Annotated in this window: 22 protein-coding genes; 11 read left to right on the top strand and 11 right to left on the bottom strand. The window is 70.1% G+C overall.

Annotation, left to right across the window (positions count from 1 at the left end):
• Nucleotides 1-34: 34 nt before the first annotated feature.
• The 7 genes from ACZ66S_RS33620 to ACZ66S_RS33590 form a co-directional block, all read right to left on the bottom strand.
• A complete protein-coding gene (locus ACZ66S_RS33620) occupies nucleotides 35-733 on the bottom strand; it encodes an LAETG motif-containing sortase-dependent surface protein (RefSeq protein WP_469905352.1) in 699 nt (232 codons plus the stop codon).
• 141 nt (nucleotides 734-874) lie between these two features.
• Nucleotides 875-1,996, bottom strand: a complete 1,122-nt coding sequence (locus ACZ66S_RS33615; protein WP_469905351.1) for an LOG family protein — start codon at nucleotides 1,994-1,996, stop codon at nucleotides 875-877.
• A gap of 37 nt (nucleotides 1,997-2,033) precedes the next feature.
• Nucleotides 2,034-2,453, bottom strand: a complete 420-nt coding sequence (locus ACZ66S_RS33610) for a VOC family protein (RefSeq protein ID WP_469905350.1) — start codon at nucleotides 2,451-2,453, stop codon at nucleotides 2,034-2,036.
• 85 nt (nucleotides 2,454-2,538) lie between these two features.
• Nucleotides 2,539-3,897, bottom strand: a complete 1,359-nt coding sequence (locus ACZ66S_RS33605) for a hypothetical protein (protein WP_469905349.1) — start codon at nucleotides 3,895-3,897, stop codon at nucleotides 2,539-2,541.
• Nucleotides 3,879-4,619 carry an ABC transporter ATP-binding protein gene (locus ACZ66S_RS33600; RefSeq protein WP_469905348.1) on the bottom strand — a complete coding sequence of 247 codons (741 nt, stop codon included), beginning with the start codon at nucleotides 4,617-4,619 and terminating at the stop codon, nucleotides 3,879-3,881. Before ACZ66S_RS33600 ends, ACZ66S_RS33605 begins: the two co-directional genes overlap by 19 nt.
• 199 nt (nucleotides 4,620-4,818) lie before the next feature.
• The gene (locus ACZ66S_RS33595; RefSeq protein WP_469905347.1) at nucleotides 4,819-6,183 is read right to left on the bottom strand and encodes an aspartate aminotransferase family protein; all 1,365 of its coding nucleotides are present in this window, start codon (nucleotides 6,181-6,183) and stop codon (nucleotides 4,819-4,821) included.
• 19 nt (nucleotides 6,184-6,202) lie between these two features.
• Nucleotides 6,203-6,733 (bottom strand): Lrp/AsnC family transcriptional regulator, encoded by a 531-nt coding sequence (locus ACZ66S_RS33590; protein WP_123991894.1) that lies wholly within the window; start codon nucleotides 6,731-6,733, stop codon nucleotides 6,203-6,205.
• Nucleotides 6,734-6,902: 169 nt separating this feature from the next.
• Here ACZ66S_RS33590 and ACZ66S_RS33585 point away from each other — a divergent pair, with 169 nt between their 5' ends.
• The 4 genes from ACZ66S_RS33585 (at nucleotide 6,903) to ACZ66S_RS33570 (ending at nucleotide 10,949) form a co-directional block, all read left to right on the top strand.
• On the top strand, nucleotides 6,903-8,342 hold the full coding sequence (locus ACZ66S_RS33585) for a gamma-aminobutyraldehyde dehydrogenase (protein ID WP_469905346.1): 1,440 nt from the start codon (nucleotides 6,903-6,905) through the stop codon (nucleotides 8,340-8,342).
• A 252-nt stretch (nucleotides 8,343-8,594) separates the two neighbouring features.
• Nucleotides 8,595-9,788, top strand: coding sequence for a polyamine ABC transporter substrate-binding protein (locus tag ACZ66S_RS33580; protein WP_469905345.1), 1,194 nt, complete (start codon nucleotides 8,595-8,597; stop codon nucleotides 9,786-9,788).
• Between the two features lie 140 nt (nucleotides 9,789-9,928).
• Nucleotides 9,929-10,354, top strand: coding sequence for an SRPBCC family protein (locus ACZ66S_RS33575; RefSeq protein WP_469905344.1), 426 nt, complete (start codon nucleotides 9,929-9,931; stop codon nucleotides 10,352-10,354).
• Between the two features lie 58 nt (nucleotides 10,355-10,412).
• Nucleotides 10,413-10,949, top strand: a complete 537-nt coding sequence (locus ACZ66S_RS33570) for a hypothetical protein (protein ID WP_469905343.1) — start codon at nucleotides 10,413-10,415, stop codon at nucleotides 10,947-10,949.
• Here the strand turns inward: ACZ66S_RS33570 and ACZ66S_RS33565 are convergent.
• The 3 genes from ACZ66S_RS33565 to ACZ66S_RS33555 all read right to left on the bottom strand — a co-directional run bounded on the left by ACZ66S_RS33565 (nucleotide 10,942) and on the right by ACZ66S_RS33555 (nucleotide 14,162).
• Nucleotides 10,942-12,087 (bottom strand): serine hydrolase domain-containing protein, encoded by a 1,146-nt coding sequence (locus ACZ66S_RS33565; RefSeq protein WP_469905342.1) that lies wholly within the window; start codon nucleotides 12,085-12,087, stop codon nucleotides 10,942-10,944. The genes ACZ66S_RS33570 and ACZ66S_RS33565 overlap by 8 nt on opposite strands.
• Before the next feature lie 184 nt (nucleotides 12,088-12,271).
• Nucleotides 12,272-12,967 (bottom strand): glycerophosphodiester phosphodiesterase, encoded by a 696-nt coding sequence (locus tag ACZ66S_RS33560; protein WP_469905341.1) that lies wholly within the window; start codon nucleotides 12,965-12,967, stop codon nucleotides 12,272-12,274.
• Between the two features lie 142 nt (nucleotides 12,968-13,109).
• Nucleotides 13,110-14,162 (bottom strand): adenosine deaminase, encoded by a 1,053-nt coding sequence (locus ACZ66S_RS33555; protein WP_469905340.1) that lies wholly within the window; start codon nucleotides 14,160-14,162, stop codon nucleotides 13,110-13,112.
• A 730-nt stretch (nucleotides 14,163-14,892) separates the two neighbouring features.
• On the opposite strand from ACZ66S_RS33555, the gene ACZ66S_RS33550 reads away from it, so the two are divergent.
• Nucleotides 14,893-15,531, top strand: a complete 639-nt coding sequence (locus ACZ66S_RS33550) for a DUF4190 domain-containing protein (protein ID WP_469905339.1) — start codon at nucleotides 14,893-14,895, stop codon at nucleotides 15,529-15,531.
• A gap of 43 nt (nucleotides 15,532-15,574) precedes the next feature.
• Here the strand turns inward: ACZ66S_RS33550 and ACZ66S_RS33545 are convergent, their stop codons facing one another.
• Nucleotides 15,575-16,144: an NADAR family protein gene (locus tag ACZ66S_RS33545; RefSeq protein WP_469905338.1), complete on the bottom strand. Its 570-nt coding sequence runs from the start codon at nucleotides 16,142-16,144 to the stop codon at nucleotides 15,575-15,577.
• Between the two features lie 211 nt (nucleotides 16,145-16,355).
• Here ACZ66S_RS33545 and ACZ66S_RS33540 point away from each other — a divergent pair, with 211 nt between their 5' ends.
• From ACZ66S_RS33540 to ACZ66S_RS33515, 6 genes are read left to right on the top strand one after another with little or no spacing between them, the layout of a single operon-like run.
• Nucleotides 16,356-17,891, top strand: a complete 1,536-nt coding sequence (locus tag ACZ66S_RS33540; RefSeq protein ID WP_469905337.1) for a gamma-aminobutyraldehyde dehydrogenase — start codon at nucleotides 16,356-16,358, stop codon at nucleotides 17,889-17,891.
• 54 nt (nucleotides 17,892-17,945) lie between these two features.
• Nucleotides 17,946-19,193: a polyamine ABC transporter substrate-binding protein gene (locus tag ACZ66S_RS33535; RefSeq protein WP_469905336.1), complete on the top strand. Its 1,248-nt coding sequence runs from the start codon at nucleotides 17,946-17,948 to the stop codon at nucleotides 19,191-19,193.
• A complete protein-coding gene (locus tag ACZ66S_RS33530) occupies nucleotides 19,190-20,356 on the top strand; it encodes an ABC transporter ATP-binding protein (RefSeq protein WP_469905335.1) in 1,167 nt (388 codons plus the stop codon). The genes ACZ66S_RS33535 and ACZ66S_RS33530 overlap by 4 nt, the downstream gene beginning before the upstream one ends.
• The gene (locus ACZ66S_RS33525; RefSeq protein WP_469905334.1) at nucleotides 20,356-21,285 is read left to right on the top strand and encodes an ABC transporter permease; all 930 of its coding nucleotides are present in this window, start codon (nucleotides 20,356-20,358) and stop codon (nucleotides 21,283-21,285) included. The genes ACZ66S_RS33530 and ACZ66S_RS33525 overlap by 1 nt, the downstream gene beginning before the upstream one ends.
• Complete coding sequence (locus ACZ66S_RS33520; RefSeq protein WP_469905333.1) at nucleotides 21,286-22,086, top strand: ABC transporter permease; 801 nt, start codon at nucleotides 21,286-21,288, stop codon at nucleotides 22,084-22,086.
• A 36-nt stretch (nucleotides 22,087-22,122) separates the two neighbouring features.
• Complete coding sequence (locus ACZ66S_RS33515; protein ID WP_469905332.1) at nucleotides 22,123-23,541, top strand: NAD(P)/FAD-dependent oxidoreductase; 1,419 nt, start codon at nucleotides 22,123-22,125, stop codon at nucleotides 23,539-23,541.
• Nucleotides 23,542-23,574: the final 33 nt, after the last annotated feature.

The following is a 23,574-nucleotide window of genomic DNA, read 5'->3' as shown; positions in this document are numbered from 1 at the left end:
CCGGGACGGGCCACGACGGTGTTCGGGTGCGGGGTCAGCGGCTGCCGGCGCCGCGGCGGCGGAGGCCGAAGAACACCGCGCCGCCGCCGAGGGCGACGAGGGCGATGGCGATGCCCGCGATCATGCCGGTGTTGGAGTTCGCACCGGTCTCGGCGAGGTTGGAGTCGCCGGCCGCGGGCGACGGGGCGTTGCTCTCGGCGGGCGCCGGAGCGGTGGTGCTCTCGGAGGCCGACGGGGTCGGGGTCGGGGACTCCTCGGCCGGGGTGCTGGCGGAGTCCGACGGGGTGGGCGTGGGCGTCGGGGTCGGCGTGTCCTCGGTCTTGCAGGCGGTCGCCGGGGTGGTCAGGTTGGGCTTGATGTCCTCGCCCTTGATGTACGGCAGGGCTTCGACGTGGATGCGGTACTCGGCGTTGGGCGCCCAGTCCTCCTCGAAGGTGATGGTGGTGCCGTTCTTCGAGCCCTTCACCGTCTGCTCGCCGACCTTCTTGGCGTCGGCGCCGTTGTTCTGCAGGTACACGGAGACAGTGGCCTCGACACCGGCCCTGTCCACGTCGGTGACGGTGATGACACCCTTGTCGCCGTCGCACTTGGCTTCGGCGGAGAACTCATTGATGTTGCAGGCAAACGCGTTGCCGGAGGCGCCGAGCGCGATCGCGGTCGAGGCGGCGGCGACGCCGAGGAAGCGCGCGGCGCGGGAGGTGCGGCGGGATATGGGCGTGAATGCCACGTTCATCCTTCACGGGGTGCGCAAATGCGGGGGGTTGACGAGGTGGTGATGTGACATCACCATCCCCAGGAGTCTCACAGGTCTATAAGCGCTGCATAAGAAGTGTCAACGTGTAGGCGCCTTACAACCGTTGGCTTTGCCTTCTTATTACTCAGCGAGACGTTTCAGCGCCCCCGGAGCGTCCTCGATCCGGTCAACAAGGGCGATTCGGGCCTCCATTGACCGCTCCCGCGCGAGCGCCTGGAGCAGCGGCCAGGTGGGCAGCCTCTCCGTCCAGTGCGCGCGGTTCACGAGCACCATCGGAGTCGGTTCGCCGCGCGACTCGTAGTAGTTGGGCGTCGCGTTGTCGAAGATCTCCTGCACGGTGCCGGCGGCGCCCGGCAGGAACACCACACCCGCGTTGGAGCGGGCGAGCAGGCCGTCCTCGCGGGTGGCGTTGGCGAAGTACTTGGCGATGTGCGAGGCGAAGGCGTTCGGCGGCTCGTGGCCGTAGAACCAGGTCGGGATGCCGACGGAACACCCGCCCCGGGGCCAGCGGGTGCGGACCTCGAAGGCGGCCCGCGCCCAGTCGCTGATCGACGGCGTGAACGACGGGGCCAGGGCGAGCAGTCGGCACGCCTCGTCGAGCATGTCGTCCTCGAAGGGGGCCGCGTAGGCGCCGAGGTTGGCGGCCTCCATCGCGCCCGGTCCGCCGCCGGTGGCCACGGTGAGCCCGGCGCGGGTCAGTTCGCGGCCGAGGCGCGCGGCACCGGCGTACTCCTTAGTGCCGCGGGCCATCGCGTGGCCGCCCATCACCCCCACGACCCTGGTGCCGCGCAGGAGTTCGTCCAGGGCGTCGGAGACGGCGTCGTCGTGGATCGAGCGGAGCATCGACGCGTATATGTCGCCGTCGGCCTTGGTCCGCTGGAACCAGGCGTAGGCGAGGGCGTCGGGCGTCTGTTCGTAGCCCTTCTCCAGCCCGTCGAACAACTCGTCCGGGGCGTAGAGCAGTCCGCGGTACGGGTCGAAGGGCAGGTGCGGGACGGGCGGGAAGACCAGTGCGCCGTCCGTGCGGAGCTTCTCCGCCGCGCTCTCCCGCATCGGGCAGCCGAGGAAGACGGCGCCGGCGGTGTCGGTGGCCAGCAACTCCCTTGTCCGGTCCGTCAGATCGACGGACTGGACGCGGAAACCGGCCAGGGTGCCGCGGGCCGGCACGACCGCGTCGAACTCCTCGAGCGTCTCGATCTCACGGTCGTCGTGGTGTGCCGCGTGGGCGGGGCTCGTCTGCACCCGCCCATGCTCGCACGCCGGATCCCGGCCCCGGGGATCAGCCCTGGATCGCCGCCGGGTCCATCCAGACGACCTCCCAGCCGTGGCCGTCCAGGTCGTTGAAGGAACGGCCGTACATGAAGCCCTGGTCCTGCACGTCGTCGTTGGCCGTGCCGCCCGCGGCGACGGCCCTCTCGACCAGCTCGTCCACCTTCGCGCGGCTCTCGGCGCTCAGGCAGAGCAGCACCTGGCTGGTCTTGGTCGCGTCCGCGATCTCCTTCTTGGTGAAGGTCGCGTAGAAGGGCTTCGTGAGCAGCATCGCGACGATCGTCTCGCTGATCACGACGGAGGCGGCCTTGTCGTCGCTGAACTGTTCGTTGAGCGGGTAGCCGAGCTCCGTGTAGAACTTCTTCGAGGCGTCGAGGTCGTTCACGGGCAGGTTGATGAAGATCATCTGCTGGTAGGCGGGCGCGGTCATCGGAGTCTCTCCCATCGGGTGCGTGCGGTACGCAGGGGTAGACGGGTGGGGGCGGCACAACTCATCGCCGCCGCGGGACTTTTCTTCAGCCGGTCAGCGGCAGGGCCGCCAGCTCGGCGACGACCAGGGTCAGCGGGCCGAACAGGGCGAGCAGGGCGCCGGCGCGCAGGGCCGCCGCGCTGCGGAGCATCGTCGCCGGGGCGCCGAGCCGGACGAGCGCGGCCGTGGTGTCCGACCTCGCCTGCTTCGCCTCCACGGCGGCGGTGAGCAGGGTGGCGAGCGTGCAGCTCGTCACGAGGAGCAGGCCGAGCGTGGTGAGGGGCCCCACCTCGGGGCCCGTCGGGTCGTACAGCGTCGTCATGGCGTAGGCGCCGGAGGCCACCGCGCAGACGATGCCCAAGGGGCGGCCGATACGGGTGGCTTCGGCCATGAGGACGCGTCCGGCGAGCAGGCGGAGGGCGCCGGGCCGGGTGGACTGGAGGAGACGGCCGCACAGGTGGGTGAGCCCGGGGCCGGCGACGGCCAGGCCCACGGCGGTGAGCAGCCAGCCGACGAGGACCGAGGGGGTGCCCGCGAGACCGCCGGGGAGAGGGGCGTCGGGGGTGCCGCCCTGCCGGTTGGCGTACGCCTCCACGGCCAGGCCCGCGGCGAGGACCGCGATGCCCCAGGGCAGGCCCTTGGGCGCTTCCCGGGGCGGGGGCAGGACCGCCGGGCCGGGATTCTCGGTCCGGTCGTCCTCGGCGGGTGCCGCCACGGCGGTGTTCCCGCCCGCCCCGGTGGCCGTGGGAGCCGCCTCACGGGTGGCGGGCTCACCCGCGGCCCGGCGCGCGCGGAGACGGCCGTACGCCCCGAAGGGCTCCCTCGCCGTCGTCCTGCCGTACGCCCCGAAGCGTCCGTACGACCGTGCCTCCCGCCTCGCCGGGGCCGGCCTGTCGTCCCGTGGCCGCAGGACGAGTCCCACCGTCACCGACGCGATCACCGGGACCAGGCCCAGCAGGGTCAGGGCGGCGGGCAGGGGCAGGGGGGCGTCCGCCGCCAGGAAGTCGGCGGCCGCCCCGTCGAAGGGCATGCCGGTGAGGTCGCCCCGCAGATGCAGGAAGAAGAGCAGCGCCAGCATCGAGCCGAGGGTGCAGGACAGGGCCGTCGTGGTGGCGGTGACGGCCATCAGGCGGCCCGGGCCGAGGCCGATCGCCGAGAGACCGGGGCGGGGCCGGGTGCCCGGGTCGGTCCGGGCGACCGCCAGGGCGAAGTGGACGGTCGCGGCCAGCGGGGTCAGGCACCACGCCAGACGCAGCACGGAGCCCGAGGGGTCCTCGGGGTGGCTCATCGCGTGGCCGAGGGTGCACAGGAGGAGGAAGCCCGTGCCCGCCGAGGCGAGCGCCACCAGAAGGCGGCGCAGGTGCACGGCGGGACGGGCGCCCCGGGTCAGACGGAGAGCGAGCACGCGGTACGGCCTTCCGAGTCGGCCATCGGGGGCAGGTGCACGGTCTTCACCCGGCGTCCGTCCAGGAGGGTGACCGTGCGGTCCGCCAGGGCTGCGGTGTCGGGGTCGTGCGTCGCCAGGACCACGGTGATGCCGTGGGAGCGGGCGGCCGTGGTGAGCGTGCGCAGGACGTGCGCGCGGTCCGCCCGGTGCAGCGGGGCCGTCGGTTCGTCCGCGAACAGCACCGACGGGGCCGGGGCCAGGGCGCGGGCGACGCAGACCCGCTGGCGTTCGGACTGGGTCAGCTCGTGCGGGCGGCAGCGGGTCCGGTCGCCGATGTCGAGGCGCTCCAGCCACTCCAGGGCGGCCGTGCGGGCACGCCGGCGGCCGGTGCCGCGCAGCATGAGGGGGAGGGCGGCGTTCTCCCAGGCGTTGAGCTCGGGGACGAGCGCCGGGGCCGGGTCGATCCAGCCGAAGCGGTCGCGGCGCAGGCGCTCACGGGTCATCGGACCCATGGTGTGCACCGGCACGCTGTTGAACCAGACCTCGCCGCGCTGGGCCGGGGTGAGCCCCGACAGACATCTGAGCAGTGCGGTCTTGCCGCTGCCGCGCGGCCCGCTGACGGCGAGGATCTCGCCCTCGCGCACGCCCAGGGAGACGCCCTGGAGCGCGGGCGAGCCGTCGCGGTGGGTGAAGTGCAGGGAGCGTGCCCAGAGCACATCGTTGTCCGGCGGGGCCTCCATGGGCGTACACCTCGTTCTGGTCCGTTGTGCCTTGCAATCCCCCGAGCGGGGGAACGAAAGCAGGGCCGATCGGTTACCAGGCACGCTAAGGAGGCGGGGGCGGGACGCCGTACAGCACACGGCCCGGGGTGCGTGCCAGTCACTCGGACGGGTGCACTCCGGGCCGTATAAGCCGCTGAATCGCCGGGGGCGTCGAGGACTACAGCTTGGTCCAGGCCTCGGTGAGGGTCGCGCGCAGGATCTGCTCGATCTCGTCGAAGGTCTCCTGGTTGGAGATCAGCGGCGGGGCGAGCTGGACGACCGGGTCGCCGCGGTCGTCGGCACGGCAGTACAGGCCGTTGTCGAAGAGGGCCTTGGAGAGGAAGCCGTACAGGACGCGCTCGGTCTCCTCGTCGTTGAACGACTCCTTCGTCGCCTTGTCCTTGACGAGCTCGATGCCGTAGAAGAAGCCGTTGCCGCGGACGTCGCCGACGATCGGCAGGTCGTGCAGCTTCTCCAGCGTCGAGCGGAAGGCGCCCTCGTTGTCGAGGACGTGCTGGTTGAGGTTCTCGCGCTCGAACAGGTCGAGGTTGGCGAGGCCCACCGCGGCCGACACGGGGTGGCCGCCGAAGGTGTAGCCGTGCAGGAAGGTGTTGTCGCCCTTGTAGAACGGCTCGGCCAGGCGGTCGGAGATGATGCAGGCGCCGATCGGGGAGTAGCCCGAGGTCATGCCCTTGGCGCAGGTGATCATGTCCGGGACGTAGTCGAACTTGTCGCAGGCGAACATGGTGCCGAGGCGGCCGAAGGCGCAGATGACCTCGTCGGAGACGAGCAGCACGTCGTACTGGTCGCAGATCTCGCGCACCCGCTGGAAGTAGCCGGGCGGGGGCGGGAAGCAGCCGCCCGCGTTCTGCACCGGCTCCAGGAAGACGGCGGCGACGGTGTCCGGGCCCTCGAAGAGGATCTGCTGCTCGATCTGGTCGGCGGCCCAGCGGCCGTAGGCCTCGGGGTCGTCGCCGTGGATCGGGGCGCGGTAGATGTTGGTGTTCGGGACCTTGTGGGCGCCCGGGACCAGCGGCTCGAAGGGGGCCTTCAGGGCCGGCAGACCGGTGATGGACAGGGCGCCCTGCGGGGTGCCGTGGTAGGCGACCGCACGGGAGATGACCTTGTACTTGGTCGGCTTGCCGGTGAGCTTGAAGTACTGCTTGGCGAGCTTCCAGGCGGTCTCGACGGCCTCACCGCCACCGGTGGTGAAGAAGACCTTGTTCAGGTCGCCGGGCGCGTGCTGCGCGAGGCGCTCCGCGAGTTCGACGGCCTTCGGGTGGGCGTAGGACCACACCGGGAAGAACGCCAGCTCCTGCGCCTGCTTGAACGCGGTCTCGGCGAGTTCCGTGCGGCCGTGGCCGGCCTGGACCACGAACAGGCCCGCGAGACCGTCGAGGTAGCGCCTGCCCTTGTCGTCGTAGATGTAGGTGCCCTCGCCCCGGACGATGGTCGGGACCGGGGAGTTCTCGTACGAGGACATGCGGGTGAAGTGCATCCACAGGTGGTCGTACGCGGTGCGGCTGAGGTCCTTGGAGCTCACGGTTATCGGGTCCTCACGGTTATCGGGTTCCCCACATGTAGGTCTGCTTCTTGAGCTTCAGATAGACGAAGCTCTCGGTGGAGCGCACTCCGGGGATGGCCCGGATGCGGCGGTTGATGACCTCCAGCAGGTGGTCGTCGTCCTCGCAGACGATCTCCACCATCAGGTCGAAGGAGCCGGCGGTCATCACGACGTACTCGCACTCGGACATGGAGGTCAGCGCGTCGGCCACGGACTCGACATCGCCCTCGACGTGGATGCCCACCATCGCCTGGCGCCGGAAGCCCACGGTGAGCGGGTCCGTGACGGCGACGATCTGCATCACGCCCTGGTCGAGCAGCTTCTGGACGCGCTGGCGCACGGCCGCCTCGGACAGGCCCACGGCCTTGCCGATCGCGGCGTACGGACGGCGGCCGTCCTCCTGGAGCTGCTCGATGATGGCGAGGGAGACGGCGTCCAGGTTCGGGCTGCTGCCGTTCCTGGACTCGCTCCTGGACTCGCGGGAGTCCCTGGGGTCTGCGCTTCGACTGGCCACGAGCTCACTGTGCACGACGTCTCGTCGGTTTCGCAAGGTCGAGGCGATGAAATTCGTTGTTTACGTGACTGAGACCTGCGGATTTCGCAGCCTTGGCGGGATCGGGGGTGTTGAAAACGTGGGGCTGGCGATTAGGGTGGGTGTCTCAGTGAGTGGACAGTTTCAACCCCCCAGGAGGTCGGCAGTGAGCACCGAGCTGCGTCGTCTGCGCAACTACATCGACGGTGAGTTCCGGGACGCCGCCGACGGGCGGACCACCGAGGTGGTCAACCCCGCGACCGGTGAGGCGTACGCGACCGCGCCGCTGTCCGGGCAGGCGGACGTGGACGCGGCGATGGCCGCCGCTGCCGCCGCCTTCCCCGGCTGGCGCGACGCGACCCCCGCCGAGCGGCAGAAGGCCCTGCTGAAGATCGCGGACGCGTTCGAGGAGCGGGCCGAGGAACTCATCGCGGCCGAGGTGGAGAACACCGGCAAGCCGATCGGGCTCACGCGGTCCGAGGAGATCCCGCCGATGGTCGACCAGATCCGCTTCTTCGCCGGTGCGGCGCGGATGCTGGAGGGCCGCTCGGCCGGTGAGTACATGGAGGGCCTGACCTCCATCGTCCGGCGTGAGCCGGTGGGTGTCTGCGCGCAGGTCGCGCCGTGGAACTACCCGATGATGATGGCCGTGTGGAAGTTCGCGCCGGCCATCGCGGCCGGCAACACGGTGGTGCTGAAGCCGTCGGACACGACCCCCGCGTCGACCGTGCTGATCGCGGAGATCATCGGCGGGATCCTGCCGAAGGGCGTCTTCAACGTCGTCACCGGTGACCGCGAGACCGGTCGGCTGATGGTCGAGCACCCGACGCCGGCCATGGCGTCCATCACCGGGTCGGTGCGGGCCGGCATGTCGGTCGCCGAGACCGCGGCCAAGGACCTCAAGCGGGTGCACCTGGAGCTGGGCGGCAAGGCGCCGGTCGTCGTCTTCGAGGACACCGACATCGCCAAGGCCGTCGAGGACATCTCCGTGGCCGGTTTCTTCAACGCCGGGCAGGACTGCACGGCGGCCACGCGCGTGCTGGTGCAGTCGTCGATCCACGACGAGTTCGTCGCGGCGCTGGCCAAGGCCGCCGCCGACACGAAGACCGGGCAGCCGGACGACGAGGACGTGCTCTTCGGTCCCCTCAACAACCCCAACCAGCTCAAGCAGGTCTCCCGGTTCATCGAGCGGCTGCCGGCGCACGCCAAGGTCGAGGCCGGCGGTCACCAGGTCGGTGAGAAGGGGTACTTCTACGCCCCGACCGTCGTGTCCGGGCTCAAGCAGGACGACGAGATCATCCAGAACGAGGTCTTCGGGCCCGTCATCACGGTCCAGTCCTTCACGGACGAGGAGCAGGCCGTCTCGTGGGCCAACGGGGTCGAGTACGCCCTCGCGTCCTCGGTGTGGACCAAGGACCACGGCCGTGCGATGCGGATGTCGAAGAAGCTGGACTTCGGGTGCGTGTGGATCAACACGCACATTCCGCTGGTCGCGGAGATGCCGCACGGCGGGTTCAAGAAGTCGGGCTACGGCAAGGATCTGTCGGGGTACGGGTTCGAGGACTACACGCGGATCAAGCACGTGATGACTTCGTTGGACGCGTAGGTCTTTTGGGGTGCGGGGAGCTGCGGTGGGTTGTGGGCCGCGGGTGAGTGGGGGCTTGTCGCGCAGTTCCCCGCGCCCCTGGGGTGGGTCCCGCTTCTTTCGGCTGCGGGTGCGTGGGGGCTGGTCGCGCAGTTCCTCGCGCCCCTGAGGTGCGTCCCGTCTTGGTTCGGTCGACAGGGTGTCTGGCGTGTTGCGGGTCGCTTGACGCTGCGTCGATTGTGGGGGTGTGGGGCGGGGCGACATGCTGCGGCCATGCCACTCACATCGAGGACATCGGCCCCGCTCTCCCGTAGGAACCTGCTGCGCGCGCTCGGCGGTGGGGCGGTGCTGGGCGGGCTCGCCGGGTGCGGGGTGCCCGCCGCGTACGTGGCCGCGGGGGACCGGGCCGTCGCCGATCGCTCCGCCACCGACAAGCGGCTGAGCTGGGCGAACTGGCCGCTGTACATCGACACGGACGACGAGGACTCGACGCGGCGGCCGACGCTGGACGCCTTCCGGAAGCGGACCGGCATATCCGTCGACTACGTCGAGGAGATCAACGACAACGACGAGTTCTTCGGCAAGATCAGCCCCGCGCTGATGAACCACCAGCAGACCGGCCGCGACCTCATCGTCGTCAGCGACTGGATGTGCGCGCGGTTCGTACGGCTCGGCTGGGTCCAGGAGATGGACCGGGCGAACCAGCCGAACGTCACCGAGTACCTGGACCCGCTGCTGCGTTCGCCCGCCTTCGACCCGGGCCGCAGGTCCACCGTGCCCTGGCAGTCGGGGATCACCGGCATCGCGTACGACCGCAGGAGACTGGGCCGCGAGATCCGGCACGTGAAGGACCTCTGGGCGGACGACCTCAAGGGCCGGGTCACCCTGCTCTCCGGTCTCGACGAGGCGTTCGCGCTGCTGATGCAGGGCAACGGCGTCGACATCAGGAAGTGGACGGCGGACGACTTCGACGAGGTCTGCGACCAGGTCGAGCGGCACGTGCGCAACGGCCAGATCCGCCGCTTCACCGGCAACGACTACACCAAGGACCTCGTCACCGGTGACGTCCTGGCCTGCCAGGCCTACTCCGGGGACGTGATCCAGCTCCAGGCCGACAACCCCGACATCCGCTTCGTCGTACCCGAGGAGGGCGCGGAGCTCTGGTCGGACTCCCTGATGATCCCCGACCGCGCCCTGCACAAGGCCAACGCGGAGCGCCTCGTCGACCACTACTACGCCCCCGAGGTCGCCGCGGAACTCGCCACCTGGGTCAACTACGTCTGTCCCGTCCCCGCCGCCCGGGACGTCCTGGCCGCCTCGAAGGACGCGGAGACCGCGGCCCTCGCCGAGAACCCGCTGATCTTCCCGGACGGCGACATGCGCGAACGGCTCGTGATCGCACGGGACATCACGTCCGCGGAGCGCGGCGAGTACGCCAAGCGGTGGAACGCGATCGTGGGGTTGTGAGCGCCGGGCGGGTCGAGGGCGGCGGCTCCGGTGCGCGGGCCGACCGTCCTTGCGCCGTGTGTGCCGTTCCGACGGGGGTATCCGCTTCGCACCCCCAACCGCCGGGCCGTTTCCCGGCTGATCGGAAGGAGAGGTGCCGCATGTCCGCGTCCCTCGTGGAAACGGTCGACATCGAGGCTCCCGTCGCTGTCGCCTGGGCACTGTGGAGCGATGTGACCCGGTGGCCGGCGTTTCTGAGCCACGTACGCCTGGTGGAGCGCATGGACGAGCGCCGCTTCGCCTGGCAGCTCCAACTCCCCGGCGCCGACAAGAACTTCGTCGCCGAGCTCACCGAGGTCGTCCCGGAGGAGCGCATCGCCTGGCGCACGGTGGAGGGGGTGCACCACGCGGGCGTGGTCACCTTCCACCGGCTCACCGACACCACGAGCCGGGTGACCCTGCAGATCGAGTACGACCCGAAGGGGTTCATCGAGCACCTCGGCGCGCTGACCAACCTCGACTCGGCGCTCGCCAACTACGACCTCGGCGAGTTCCAGAAGCTGGCCGAGACGGCGGCGGCGAGCTGACACCGGACCCCGCGCACCATGTTTTGAACATGTTCAATTCCAGGCGTACGCTGCTGCCATGAGCGACAGAGCCGCCCAACTCAGGGGCATCCGCGCATGGCTGGCCTTCTTCGTCGTCTGCCTGGTGCTCAGCGGTGCCACGGCCTTCCCGCTGGTCCACGAACTGCGCTGGACCGAGGCCGTGCTGCGGCACCTCCCCGCGCCGGACGCGCTCATGGACTGGATCTCGCGCGTCCGGCGGGGGCTCGACACCGCCGACTCCGACTACCCCTTCCTCCTCTACGGCACGGACTGGCTGGCCTTCGCCCACCTGGTCATCGCGGTCGCGTTCTACGGCCCCTACCGCGACCCGGTCCGCAACGTCTGGGTCGTCGAGTTCGGGATGATCGCCTGCGCCGGGATCATCCCGCTCGCCCTGATCTGCGGGCCGATCCGGGGCATCCCGTTCTGGTGGAGCGTGATCGACATGTCGTTCGGGGTGCTCGGCGTGCTCCCGCTGTACGTCGTGCGGCGCAGGATCAAGCGGCTGGAGGCGCTGGCGCCGTACGGTTCGGTGCCTGACGCCCCCGACGCCCCCGCCGTGCCCGCTACTTGAGCGCCGCCGTGATGATCCTGACCACGACCGGGTTCGCGTCCTCGCTCTTCGCGTCGGTGGAGTTGACCGAGTACACGAGCGTGCGGCTCAGGTCGCGGGTGCCGGCGATCGCCGAGTTGTAGCCGTACCGGCCGCCGGACTTGACCCAGTAGACCTGGCCGCCGGACTCGAAGCGCTGGAGGCCGCCCGCGCTGTAGCTCGCTCCGGGGATGTCCGACGGGACGGAGAACACCTCCCGCAGGTGGGGCCGTGGGACGATCCGCCCCCGGAGGAGCCCGGTGAGCAGCCGCTCCAGGTCCGCGGTCGTGGAGATCATGTCCCCGGCCGCGAACCGGTCCGTCTGGTTCCACTCCGTGACGTCCAGGAACTCCGTCGTCCCGTCGGCCCTCGTCACCGCCTGGTAACCCCGGTTGTGCGGGCCGAGGATGCGCGGGTCGGTGCCGGGGAAGTACGTGTCCCGCATCCCGGCCGGAGCGAGCACCAGCCGGTTGACCTCGGAGGCGTACGACCGCCCGGTCACCCTCTCGATCAGCAGGCCCAGGAAGGTGTAGTTGATGTTGAGGTAGTGCTGTTGCCTTCCCGGGCTGAACTCCGGCTCCTTCGCACCCGCGGACGCGGCGACCCGCTGGGGGCTGAGCGTGTCGAAGCGGTGGGCGTACACCTCCTCGAAGGTGGTGCCGAGCCCTTCGCCCGCCGGGATGCCGCTGGTGTGGTTGAGCAGGTGCCGCACGGTCACCGACCGGAACTGCCTGCCGAGGAGACCGGGCAAGAGGTGCCGGACCGGCGCGTGCAGGCCGATCCGCCCTTCGGCCGCCAGTCGCAGTACGGCCGCCGCCGTGACCACCTTCGTCGTCGAACCGGCCCGGAAGCGGGCGTGCGGATCGGCGGGCCGCCCGCTCTCCAGGTCGTGCACGCCCGCGCTGCCGCGCCAGCGGCCGTCGGCGCCGCCGACCCGGACCAGGGCCGCGGTGGCGTTCGCGTCCGGGAGCCCCGCGAGCGCCGCGCCCAGGGCGTCGGCGTCCGGCGCGGAGGGTTGCTGCGTGGCCGTGGTCGCCGTCGCGGACGCGGTCGGAAGGCCGGCGGTCAGGGGCACGGCGAGGGCACCGGCGAGGATGCTTCTGCGACGGATGTCACGCATGGGTCGGCTCCTGGGGATGGGGGATGTGGGATGTGGGATGTGCGTGATCATCCTGCGGGGCCGCCGAGGGGGCGGGATCGTCACCGAGAAGGGCCCGGCCCCTGGTCGAGCCCTGAGCAACTCCGGCTGCAATCAGGGGAGTTGTAAGGGGGCTGCCCCTAGGGGGCGAAAAAGTGTGGGGGCGCTAGCCGCCGTTCGCCTGTGCTCTCAGCGCGCACAGGACGTCCACCCGGTTCGTCGTGATCGAGTCGACGCCCAGGGCGGCCAGGCGGCGCATCGAACGGCGGGTGTCCGGCGTCCACACGGAGATCAGGTAGCCGTCGGCGTGCACGCGGTCCGCGAGGTCCCGGTCGAGCAGGCCGAAGCGGTAGTTGAGCCAGCGGGGCCCGACCGCGTCCAGCAGGACGGGGCGCGGGGGCGCCGAGGACGTCCAGGTGAGTGCGATCTCCGCGGCCGGGTCGGCCGCGCGGACGGCGAGCATCGCGGTGGCGTCGGCGCAGTAGTAGACGCGGTCCCCGGCACCGCACTCGCGCACCACGTCGATCACGCGGCGGGCGACCCGTACCTCCCGCGTGCCGGGCAGGTCGAGCATCAGGCGGTGGCCGTCCGTGGCTTCCAGGGCCTCCGCGAGGGTCGGCACCCGCCCGCCCGTGAGGCCCCGCACCTCGTCCGCGGAGAGGGACCGGAGGGGGCGGTCGTGCTCCCACAGCCGCTTCAGCGTGTCGTCGTGGAGCAGGACCGGTACGCCGTCCCTGGTGAGCCGTACGTCGACCTCCACCGCGTCCGCGCCCCGGTCGAGCGCGGCACGCAGGGAGTCGATCGTGTTCTCACGGACGCGGTAGGGGTCGCCGCGGTGTGCCACGGCCGTCAGCTTCTGCATGCGCCCATTGTGGGGCGGGCGGAAGGCGGGGCGTGACGGGGTGCGGGGCCCCGGCGGGAGCCATGGGAGCGGTGCGGGGTCAGTGGGGTCGGTGGATCGTGCGGGGTCGGTGTGGTCGTGCGGGGTCGGTGGGGTCGTGCGGTCAGGGGGTGAGCCAGGTGGTGGTGTAGGTGTCGATCTCTTCCCTGATCCTCGTCTTGCCGGGCTCGTCGAGGAACGACACGTCGACCGCGTTCTTCGCGAGTGCGGCCAGGCCCGTCTCGTCGAGGTCCAGCAGCCTCGCGGCCACCGCGTACTCGCTGTTCAGGTCCGTGCCGAACATCGGCGGGTCGTCGGAGTTGATCGTGACGACCACACCCGCCTTCACGAACTCCTTGATCGGGTGCTCGTCGAGGGTGCGGACGGCCCGGGTCGCGATGTTGGAGGTGGGGCACACCTCCAGCGGGATCCAGTGCTCGGCGAGGTGCGCGAGGAGCGCCGGGTCCTGGGCGGAGCTCGTGCCGTGCCCGATGCGCTCGGCGTGCAGGTGGGTGAGGGCGTCCCACACCGTCTCCGGGCCGGTCGTCTCGCCGGCGTGCGGGACCGAGCGCAGGCCGGCGGCGATCGCCCGGTCGAAGTACGGCTTGAACTGGGGGCGCGGGACGCCGATCTCGGGTCCGCCGAGACCGAAGCTCACGAGGCCCTCCGGGCGCAGGCGGTCGTCGGTGGCGAGGCGGGTCGTCTCCTCGGCGGCCTCCAGACCGGCCTCGCCGGGGATGTCGAAGCACCAGCGCAGGACCGTGCCGAACTCCGACTCCGCCGCCTTGCGGGCGTCCTCGATCGCCTCCATGAACGCGCGCTCGTCGATGCCGCGGCGGGTGGAGGAGAACGGGGTGATCGTCAGCTCCGCGTAGCGGACCTGCTGGCGGGCCAGGTCCCTCGCCACCTCGTAGGTGAGCAGCCGTACGTCCTCGGGGGTGCGGATCAGGTCCACGACGCTGAGGTACACGTCGATGAAGTGGGCGAAGTCCGTGAAGGTGAAGTAGTCGACGAGCGCCTCGGGGTCCGTGGGGACCTTGGAGTCGGGGTGGCGGGCGGCCAGTTCGGACACGATGCGGGGGGAGGCGGAGCCGACGTGGTGGACGTGGAGTTCGGCCTTGGGCAGGCCGGCGATGAAGGTGTGCAGGTGGTTGTGCTCGCGGTCGGTGGTTGTCATGGGGGCCTCCCCTGGCTGGGCGCCGGGCACGGGGGTCTGTCTGGCTGTGCTGGGTTGTGCTGTGCGGCGCGGTGATCGGCTGATCGATGCGGAACATGTTAGGGGGGTGGGTTGTCGGTCGTGTGCGGCTGGGTGGGGGCGGGCGTTCTGCGCAGTTCCCCGCGCCCCTGAATGCCTGCGGCGGCCCGTTTCGGCCCGGTGAGGGCGTGTGTAGCGCGTGCGGTTGTGTTGGGGGTCGGTGCCGGGGTGGGGGGTATCCGTCCTCGGTCCGGCGCCTCGGTCCCTTGAGTGGTGCTCTGTAACGGACGCCGGCCGCTGCGGGCGGACACCCCCCACCCCGTCCCCTCACCGCCGTACGCGTCTGCACGAGCGTCCACATGCCCCACCCAGGGGCGCGGGGAACTGCGCGACCAGCCACGACGGACCCGCATCCGGCGGCCGGTCGTGGTGTGCGGTCCGTCGTGGCGCCGGTGACCGCAACCCCCCAGGGGCGCGGGGAACTGCGCGACAAGCCCCCACCGGACCCGCACCCGACGGCCGGTCGTGGTGTGCGGTCCGTCGTAGCGCAGGTGACTGCAACCCCTCAGGGGCGCGGGGAACTGCGCGACAAGCCGCGACGGACCCGCACTCGCCCCGACGACCCGCCCCGGCACTTCCGTAGGCGCCCCGCCCAAGCCCAACGCAGCGGCCGCGTAACATGGCCGCAGCAACGATCTAGGGGGACGTGGACATGGCGGACGGAACGCAGTCGGGTGGGGAGAGGGATCCGTGGGCGCCCCCGGAGGGTGGGCCCTCGTTGGAGAAGAACCCCTCGCCGCCGTCGCCCTCCGTGCATGATCAGGCCACTGTGACGTCCGTGCCGGACGGATACGGGTTCCCGCCTCCCGCCGCCCCGACTCCCGGGTACGGCTACCCCGCCGGGCCCGCCCCGGTGCCGCCCCCGCCGATCGGGCCCGAGGGTCCCGGCGCTCCCGTGGGCTACGGCTACCCCACCTATCCGGCGGGCCCGCAGGGGTACGGCGGCTGGGCGCCGCCGGTGCCGCCGCAGAACGGCATGGGCGTCGCCGCGATGGTGCTGGGCATCCTGTCCTGCGCCCTGTTCTGCATGTACGGCGTCCTCTCGCTGGTGCTCGGGGTGCTCGCCATCGTGTTCGGGGTCAAGGGGCGCAAGCGGGCCGAGCGGGGTGAGGCCACCAACCACGGGCAGGCGCAGGCCGGGTTCATCATGGGGATCATCGGGACGATCCTCGGGATCGCGGTGATCGTGCTGCTTGCCATCGCATTCACCGCCGCCATCAACTCGGAGGACGACGACCCCGACTACTACGAGGGCTCCCTCGGCACGGTGGCGGCCGTTCAGGTCGGGTAGTGCCGGAGCGCGGATGAGGGGGCCACCGGATAGGTGGTCCCCTTCATGCGTTTCTGAGGCGGTCCCTGGCCTCCATGAGGGCGAAGCCCAGGAGGTTCGGGCCCCGCCAGCGCTCCGGGTTGCCCGCCGCCTCGTCGTCCGCGGCGAGCCCGATGCCCCACACACGGTCCACCGGGCTGGCCTCCACCAGCACCCGGTCGCCGGTGTTCAGCAGAAACCCCCGCAGGTCCTCGTGGGCCGCGAACTTGTGGACGCTGCCCTCGACGACGATCCCGAACCGCTCGCGCCGCCAGACCTGCTCGTCGAAGCCCTTGACCAGACGCCCCATGTTCTTGGCCTGAGCCGGCGAGCCGGCCGCCAGGATCCGGCGCTCGGCCTCCGGGTCGTCGAAGAGGCGCGCCTTGCCCGCCATCATCCAGTGCTCGGCGGTCGCGTAGCTCACCCCGTCCACCACGAACGGTGACGGCCACCACTGGCTCAGACAGCTCGCGCCGACCCGGCCGTCCGGACGCGGGCGGTGGCCCCAGAAGTACAGATACTTGATGGTGGCTCCGGCCCGGACCTGCCTGACCAGGGCATCCTGTGAATCGATCTTCCCCGTGACTCTCCCCATGCACGCGAGTCTGGCAGGAACCACTGACACTCCGTCCTTCCTTTTCCGGGGCGACTCGACACCTGGTCGACAGATTCCGTCGCGTAACCGAAAGGCAACAACGGAATCACTTGTAGGAGTGTCATTGCTCTGTCAGGATCGGCACTCAAATCGAGCTGGAGCTACGCCACCCGTCCGCGGCAACCGCGGGATGACGGCGGAGGAGAGCGACATGCACAACCCGGGCAGTGCCATCCCGGACCGGTTCGCGGCCCAAGAGCGGTTCGCCGAGGGCGCGCAGTTCATCGGAGGACGTCTCACCAGGGGGACCTCCGGTCGTACGCACGCGGTCGTGGACCCCGCGAGCGGTGAGGAGGTCTTCACCTATGAGCTGGCGGGCGTCGAGGACGTGGACGCCGCCGTCGCAGCGGCCCGGGCGGCCTTCCCCGGGTGGGCGGGCAGCACTCCGGGCGAGCGGTCCGACGCCCTGCACCGGTTCGCCGCCGTGCTCGCCGACCGTGCCGAGGACTTCGCCCGCGCGGAGTCGCTCCAGTGCGGCAAGCCGCTGAAGCTGACCCGGGAGTTCGACGTTCCGGGCACCATCGACAACACCGCGTTCTTCGCCGGAGCCGCCCGTCATCTTCAGGGGCAGTCCGCCGGTGAGTACTCCGCGGACCACACGTCGTACGTGCGGCGTGAACCCATCGGTGTCGTCGGGTCCATCGCGCCCTGGAACTACCCGCTCCAGATGGCCGCCTGGAAGATCCTCCCGGCGATCGGCGCGGGCAACACCATCGTGCTGAAGCCCGCCGAGATCACTCCGCTGACCTCGCTTCTCTTCGCCCAGGCCGCCACCGACGCGGGGATCCCCGACGGTGTCGTCAACATCGTCACCGGGACCGGCAAGGAGGCGGGGGAGCGGCTGGTCGGGCATCCCGACGTGGCCATGACCTCGTTCACCGGATCGACCGCTGTGGGCAAGCGGGTCGCCGAGATCGCCACCGCCACCGTCAAGCGGCTGCACCTGGAGCTCGGCGGCAAGGCCCCCTTCGTCGTCTTCGACGACGCCGATCTGGAGGCCGCCGCCAACGGGGCCGTCGCGGGCGCCCTCATCAACACCGGGCAGGACTGCACGGCCGCCACGCGCGCGTACGTGCAGCGGCCGCTGTACGAGGCGTTCGTCGAGCGGACCGCCGCCCTCATGGAGAGCGTCCGGCTGGGCGATCCCTTCGCCGCCGGCACCGATCTCGGGCCGCTGATCTCGCACGTCCAGCGGGACCGGGTCGCCGGGTTCGTCGACCGTGCGCGCGGCTACGCGCGCGTGGTGACCGGTGGTGAGGTGCCCGAGGGCGAACTCGCCAAGGGCGCCTACTACCGGCCCACGCTCGTCGCCGATGCCGCCCAGGACAGCGAGATCGTCCAGTCCGAGATCTTCGGACCGGTCCTCGTGGTCCTGCCGTTCGACAGCGACGACGAGGGCATCCGGCTCGCCAACGACACCCCCTACGGGCTCGCCGCCTCCGCCTGGAGCCGGGACGTCTACCGGGCGAACCGGGCCACGCGGGAGATCAAGGCCGGGTGCGTGTGGGTCAACGACCACATCCCGATCATCAGCGAGATGCCGCACGGCGGATACAAGGCGTCCGGCTTCGGCAAGGACATGTCAGCGTACTCGTTCGAGGAGTACACCCAGCTCAAGCACGTTATGTTCGACAATACGGCGGTCGTCAGGAAGGACTGGCACCGCACGATCTTCGGGGACCGATAGCCGTACAGGCCGCCCGACCCGCGGCCGCCCACTTTCCCGAAAGGGCACCAGCGCATGGAGCAGTACGAGCCCGACCGCCTGTCGCCGGCCCAAGTGGCCGCCATGCGGCGCAGCTTCCGCAACGGCCGGGCCGCCATGACCCGGCGATCCCTGTTGCGCGCCTCCGCGGGCGGCGCGCTCGCGGTCGGCGGCCTCGGGACGCTGAGCGCCTGCGGCATCCCCGCGGCCGGCAACACCCAGGGCGGCGTCTCCGCGGAAGACCACTCGGCCAAGGAGAAGACCGTCAACTTCTCCAACTGGACCGAGTACATCGACGTGGACGAGAGCGAGAAGCACCACCCCACGCTCGACCAGTTCAAGAAGCAGACCGGCATCTCGGTCAAGTACACCGAGGACATCAACGACAACGTCGAGTTCTTCGGGAAGATCAAGCCGCAGTTGGCGGCCGGGCAGGACACCGGGCGCGACATCATCGTGCTGACGGACTGGCTCGCCGCGCGGCTCATCCGGCTGGGCTGGGTCCAGAAACTGGACGCCTCCAACCTGCCCCACGCCTACGCCAACCTGTCCGCGCAGTTCCGCGATCCCGACTGGGACCCGGGACGGGCGTACTCCTATGTGTGGCAGGGCATCTCGACCGTCATCGCCTACAACAAGAAGGCGCTCGACGGCCAGGAGGTGAAGTCGATCTCCGACCTGCTCGACAACGCCAAGCTCAAGGGCCGGGTCGGCTTCCTGTCGGAGATGCGCGACAGCATCGGGATGACCCTGCTCGACATGGGCAAGGACCCGGCGAACTTCACCACCGACGACTACGACGCGGCCGTCGCGCGCCTGCAGAAGGCCGTCGACAAGGGGCAGATCCGCCGCTTCACCGGCAACGACTACACCTCCGACCTGACCAGCGGCGACTTCGCGGCCTGTGTCGCCTGGGCCGGTGACGTCGTCCAACTCAAGGCGGACAGCCCGGACATCGACTTCGTCATCCCGGACAGCGGCTACATGACGTCGACCGACAACATGCTGATCCCCAACAAGGCGCGTCACAAGACGAACGCCGAGCGGCTCATCGACTTCTACTACCAGCCCCGGCAGGCCGCCGAGCTCGCCGCGTACATCAACTACGTGTCTCCCGTCGACGGTGTGAAGCCCGAGCTGGAGAAGATCGACGCGGATGCGGCGAACAACCCGCTGATCATCCCCGACAAGGCCATGGCCGCGAAGTCCCACGCCTTCCGCTCCCTGAGCGCGAAGGAAGAGACGGCCTTTGAAGAGAAGTTCGCGAAGCTGACTGGGGCGTGATCACCGTGACGAACAAGAACACCGAGGGCAGCGGCGACGTCCGCCTCGCCGGCATCAGCAAGACGTACGACAACGGCTTCACCGCCGTGCAGCCGCTGGACCTGACCGTGCCCCAGGGCTCCTTCTTCGCCCTGCTCGGCGCCTCCGGCTGCGGCAAGACGACCACCCTGCGCATGATCGCCGGCCTGGAGGAGCCCACCACGGGCACCGTGCACCTCGGCGACCAGGAGGTCACCCGGCTGCCCCCCTACAAGCGGCCGGTGAACACCGTCTTCCAGTCGTACGCCCTCTTCCCGCACCTCGACATCTTCGAGAACGTCGCCTTCGGCCTGCGCCGCCGTGGCATCAAGTCGGTGAAGAAGCAGGTCGAGGACATGCTGGAGCTCGTCCAGCTCGGGGAGCAGGCGCGGAAGAAGCCGCACCAGCTCTCCGGCGGCCAGCAGCAGCGCGTCGCCGTGGCCCGGGCGCTGATCAACACCCCGAAGGTGCTCCTCCTCGACGAGCCGCTCGGTGCCCTCGACCTGAAGCTGCGCCGTCAGATGCAGCTCGAGCTCAAGCGCATCCAGACCGAGGTCGGCATCACCTTCGTGCACGTCACGCACGACCAGGAGGAGGCCATGACCATGGCCGACACGGTCGCCGTGATGAACGCGGGCCGCGTCGAGCAGCTCGGCTCGCCCACCGACCTGTACGAGAACCCGCAGACCACCTTCGTCGCCAACTTCCTCGGCACCTCCAACCTCATCGAGGCCGAGGTCGACACCAGGAGCGGCGGCGAGATCGTGCTGAGGGCGGGCGGCGGAAAGCTGGTGCTGCCCGAGGCGCGCTACTCCGGTCCGACCACGACCGGCGGCAAGGTGCTGGTCGGCGTCCGGCCCGAGAAGATCTCCCTCACCCATGCCGACGAGGCCGGCGAGATCCCCGACGGCCGCAACCGGATCACCGGGAAGATCGCCGACTCCTCCTTCATCGGCGTCTCGACCCAGTACGTCATCGACAGCCCCGTCTGCCCCGAGTTCGAGGTCTACGCCCAGAACATCGACCGCGACGACCGGCTCGTGCCCGGCGCCGAGGTCGTCCTGCACTGGAACCCGGCGCACACCTTCGGACTGGACGCCGCCCAGGACATCGACGCCGGCATCCAGGAAGAGGCGACGGTCTGATGGCGACGCTCACCGAGGCGCCCCCGCCGCTCTCCCCGACCGCGCCCGAGAAGAAGCCCCCGCGCAGAAGGGGCCGCTTCACCCCGTACTGGCTGCTGCTCCCCGGCATCCTGTGGCTGCTGGTCTTCTTCGCGCTGCCGATGATCTACCAGGCCTCCACGTCCGTGCAGACGGGCTCCCTGGAGACCGGCTACACGGTCACCTGGCACTTCGCCACCTACTGGGACGCGCTGGCCGACTACTGGCCGCAGTTCCTGCGCTCGATCCTGTACGCCGGTGCCGCGACGATCCTCTGTCTGGTGCTGGGGTACCCGCTGGCGTACCTGATCGCCTTCCGCGCGGGCCGCTGGCGGAACCTGATCATGATCCTGGTGATCGCGCCGTTCTTCACCAGCTTCCTGATCCGCACCCTCGCCTGGAAGACGATCCTCGCGGACGGCGGTCCGGTCGTCGGTGCCCTCAACACGCTGCACGTCCTGGACGTCACCAACTGGCTCGGCTGGACCACCGGCGACCGGGTCCTGGCCACCCCGCTCGCGGTGGTCTGCGGTCTGACGTACAACTTCCTGCCGTTCATGATCCTGCCGCTGTACACCTCGCTGGAGCGCATCGACGGGCGGCTGCACGAGGCGGCGGGCGACCTGTACGCCAAGCCGGTCACCACCTTCCGCAGGGTCACCTTCCCGCTGTCGATGCCGGGTGTGGTCTCCGGGACGCTGCTGACGTTCATCCCCGCGGCCGGCGACTACGTGAACGCCGACCTGCTCGGCTCCACGGACACCCGCATGGTCGGCAACGTCATCCAGACGCAGTTCCTGCGGATCCTGGACTATCCGACGGCCGCGGCCCTTTCCTTCATCCTGATGGCCGCGATTCTCTTCATGGTCACCTTCTACATCCGTAGGTCCGGCACGGAGGATCTGGTTTAAATGGCCTTCGTCAACTGGCTCAAGCGTCATCTCGTCGTCATCGCGGGACTGATCACGCTCGGATATCTCCTGCTGCCGAACGTCGTCGTCACGGTGTTCTCCTTCAACAAGCCGAAGGGGCGTTTCAACTACGAGTGGCAGCAGTTCTCCACGGACGCCTGGAAGGACCCCTGCGGGGTCGCCGACATGTGCGGCTCGCTGTCGATCAGCCTCCAGATCGCGTTCTGGGCGACGATCGGCGCCACCGTCCTCGGCACGATGATCGCCTTCGCCCTGGTGCGCTACCGCTTCCGGGCCCGCGGCGCGGTGAACTCGCTGATCTTCCTGCCGATGGCGATGCCCGAGGTGGTCATGGCGGCCTCGCTGCTCACCCTGTTCCTCAACATGGGCGCGCAGTTGGGCTTCTGGACCATCCTCATCGCCCACATCATGTTCTGCCTGAGCTTCGTCGTGACGGCGGTCAAGGCGCGCGTGATGTCGATGGATCCACGGCTGGAGCAGGCCGCGCAGGACCTGTACGCCGGTCCTTTCCAGACCTTCGTCCGGGTCACCCTGCCGATCGCCGCACCCGGGATCGCCGCGGGCGCGCTGCTCGCCTTCGCGCTCTCCTTCGACGACTTCATCATCACCAACTTCAACGCCGGCTCGACCGTCACCTTCCCCATGTTCGTCTGGGGTTCGGCACAGCGCGGAACGCCCGTGCAGATCAACGTCATCGGCACGACCATGTTCCTCGTCGCCGTCCTTCTGGTGCTGACCTCGATGGTCGTCAGCAACCGCCGCAACAAGCAAAAGGCATAGGCCTTTTCGCAGAATCCCCTGTAGGGAGTTGAAATCATGGCCCCGAGCGCCATGAGCCGTTGGACGAAGGCACTTTCCGAAGCCCGGCCGGTCCCGTACTGGCTGGACGACCCCGGCAGGCCCCACCCCGAGCCCGCCCTCACCGGCGCCGAGACCTGCGACCTGCTGGTCGTCGGCGGTGGTTACAGCGGGCTGTGGACCGCGCTCAACGCCAAGGAGCGCGACCCCGAGCGGGATGTCGTCCTGCTGGAAGGCCGTGAGGTGGGCTGGGCCGCCTCCGGCCGCAACGGCGGCTTCTGCGCCGCGTCCCTCACCCACGGTCTGCCGAACGGGCTGACCCGCTGGCCCGACGAGATCCACAAGCTTCAGGAGCTGGGCGCCCGCAACCTCGACGAGATCGAGAAGGCGGTCGCCCGGCACGACCTCGACTGCGATTTCGAGCGCACCGGTGAGATCGACGTGGCGACCGAGACCTACCAGGCCTGGGAGCTGCGCGACTGGTACGAGGAGCTCCAGGGGAAGGGTCTCGCCGAGGGGGTCGAGTTCCTCGACGCCGACGCGGTGCGCGAACAGGTCGCCTCGCCGACCTTCGAGGCGGGGCTGTGGGACCGCCGGGGCGTGGCCATGCTCAACCCGGCCAAGCTGGTCTGGGGCCTGAAGCGGGCGTGCCTGAGGCTCGGTGTGCGGGTTCACGAGCACACGCCCGCCCTGGATCTGAAGCCGTACGGCGCCGGCATGGCCGTACGCACGCCCTACGGTTCCGTGCGCGCCCGGAAGGTGGCGCTCGGCACCAACATCTTCCCCAACCTGGTCAAGCGGGTCCGGGCGTACACCGTGCCGGTCTACGACTACGCGCTGATGACCGAACCGCTGAGCGAGGAGCAGCTCGCCGCGATCGGCTGGAAGAACCGGCAGGGGCTCGGGGACTCCGCGAACCAGTTCCACTACTTCCGGCTCTCCGCGGACAACCGCATCCTGTGGGGCGGCTACGACGCGGTCTACCCGTACGGCGGCCGGGTGCGGGCCGAGTACGACGACCGCCCGGAGACCTACGCCAAGCTCGCCGGGCACTTCTTCACCTGCTTCCCGCAGTTGGAGGGGATTCGCTTCACGCACGCGTGGGGCGGTGCGATCGACACCTGCTCGCGGTTCTCCGCGTTCTACGGCACCGCCCACCAGGGCAAGGTGGCGTACGCGGCCGGCTACACGGGCCTCGGCGTCGGGGCCACCCGGTTCGGCGCGGACGTGATGCTGGACCTGCTGGCCGGGGAGCGCACCGAGCGGACCTCGCTGGAGATGGTCCGCAGGAAGCCGCTGCCGTTCCCGCCGGAACCCTTCGCCTGGACCGGCATCGCCCTCACCAAGTGGTCGCTGGCGCGCGCCGACGCGCACGGCGGGCGGCGCAACCTGTGGCTGCGCACCATGGACAAGCTCGGTCTGGGATTCGATAGCTGAACGATCGTATGTGATCTGATTCACCCCAACGGG

The organism is Streptomyces sp. NPDC107471, assembly GCF_055582845.1.
Note: the sequence above shows the minus strand (reverse complement) of the source record. Positions and strands in the feature narration are given on the sequence as shown.

Bases quoted from the DNA above. Each gene is read 5' to 3' on its own strand.
- ACZ66S_RS33620 (WP_469905352.1), bottom strand. From the start codon at position 733: ATGAACGTGGCATTCACGCCCATATCCCGCCGCACCTCCCGCGCCGCG.
- ACZ66S_RS33610 (WP_469905350.1), bottom strand. From the start codon at position 2,453: ATGACCGCGCCCGCCTACCAGCAGATGATCTTCATCAACCTGCCCGTG.
- ACZ66S_RS33600 (WP_469905348.1), bottom strand. From the start codon at position 4,619: ATGGAGGCCCCGCCGGACAACGATGTGCTCTGGGCACGCTCCCTGCAC.
- ACZ66S_RS33580 (WP_469905345.1), top strand. From the start codon at position 8,595: ATGCCACTCACATCGAGGACATCGGCCCCGCTCTCCCGTAGGAACCTG.
- ACZ66S_RS33575 (WP_469905344.1), top strand. From the start codon at position 9,929: ATGTCCGCGTCCCTCGTGGAAACGGTCGACATCGAGGCTCCCGTCGCT.
- ACZ66S_RS33570 (WP_469905343.1), top strand. From the start codon at position 10,413: ATGAGCGACAGAGCCGCCCAACTCAGGGGCATCCGCGCATGGCTGGCC.
- ACZ66S_RS33565 (WP_469905342.1), bottom strand. From the start codon at position 12,087: ATGCGTGACATCCGTCGCAGAAGCATCCTCGCCGGTGCCCTCGCCGTG.
- ACZ66S_RS33560 (WP_469905341.1), bottom strand. From the start codon at position 12,967: ATGCAGAAGCTGACGGCCGTGGCACACCGCGGCGACCCCTACCGCGTC.
- ACZ66S_RS33555 (WP_469905340.1), bottom strand. From the start codon at position 14,162: ATGACAACCACCGACCGCGAGCACAACCACCTGCACACCTTCATCGCC.
- ACZ66S_RS33550 (WP_469905339.1), top strand. From the start codon at position 14,893: ATGGCGGACGGAACGCAGTCGGGTGGGGAGAGGGATCCGTGGGCGCCC.
- ACZ66S_RS33545 (WP_469905338.1), bottom strand. From the start codon at position 16,144: ATGGGGAGAGTCACGGGGAAGATCGATTCACAGGATGCCCTGGTCAGG.
- ACZ66S_RS33540 (WP_469905337.1), top strand. From the start codon at position 16,356: ATGCACAACCCGGGCAGTGCCATCCCGGACCGGTTCGCGGCCCAAGAG.
- ACZ66S_RS33535 (WP_469905336.1), top strand. From the start codon at position 17,946: ATGGAGCAGTACGAGCCCGACCGCCTGTCGCCGGCCCAAGTGGCCGCC.
- ACZ66S_RS33525 (WP_469905334.1), top strand. From the start codon at position 20,356: ATGGCGACGCTCACCGAGGCGCCCCCGCCGCTCTCCCCGACCGCGCCC.
- ACZ66S_RS33520 (WP_469905333.1), top strand. From the start codon at position 21,286: ATGGCCTTCGTCAACTGGCTCAAGCGTCATCTCGTCGTCATCGCGGGA.
- ACZ66S_RS33515 (WP_469905332.1), top strand. From the start codon at position 22,123: ATGGCCCCGAGCGCCATGAGCCGTTGGACGAAGGCACTTTCCGAAGCC.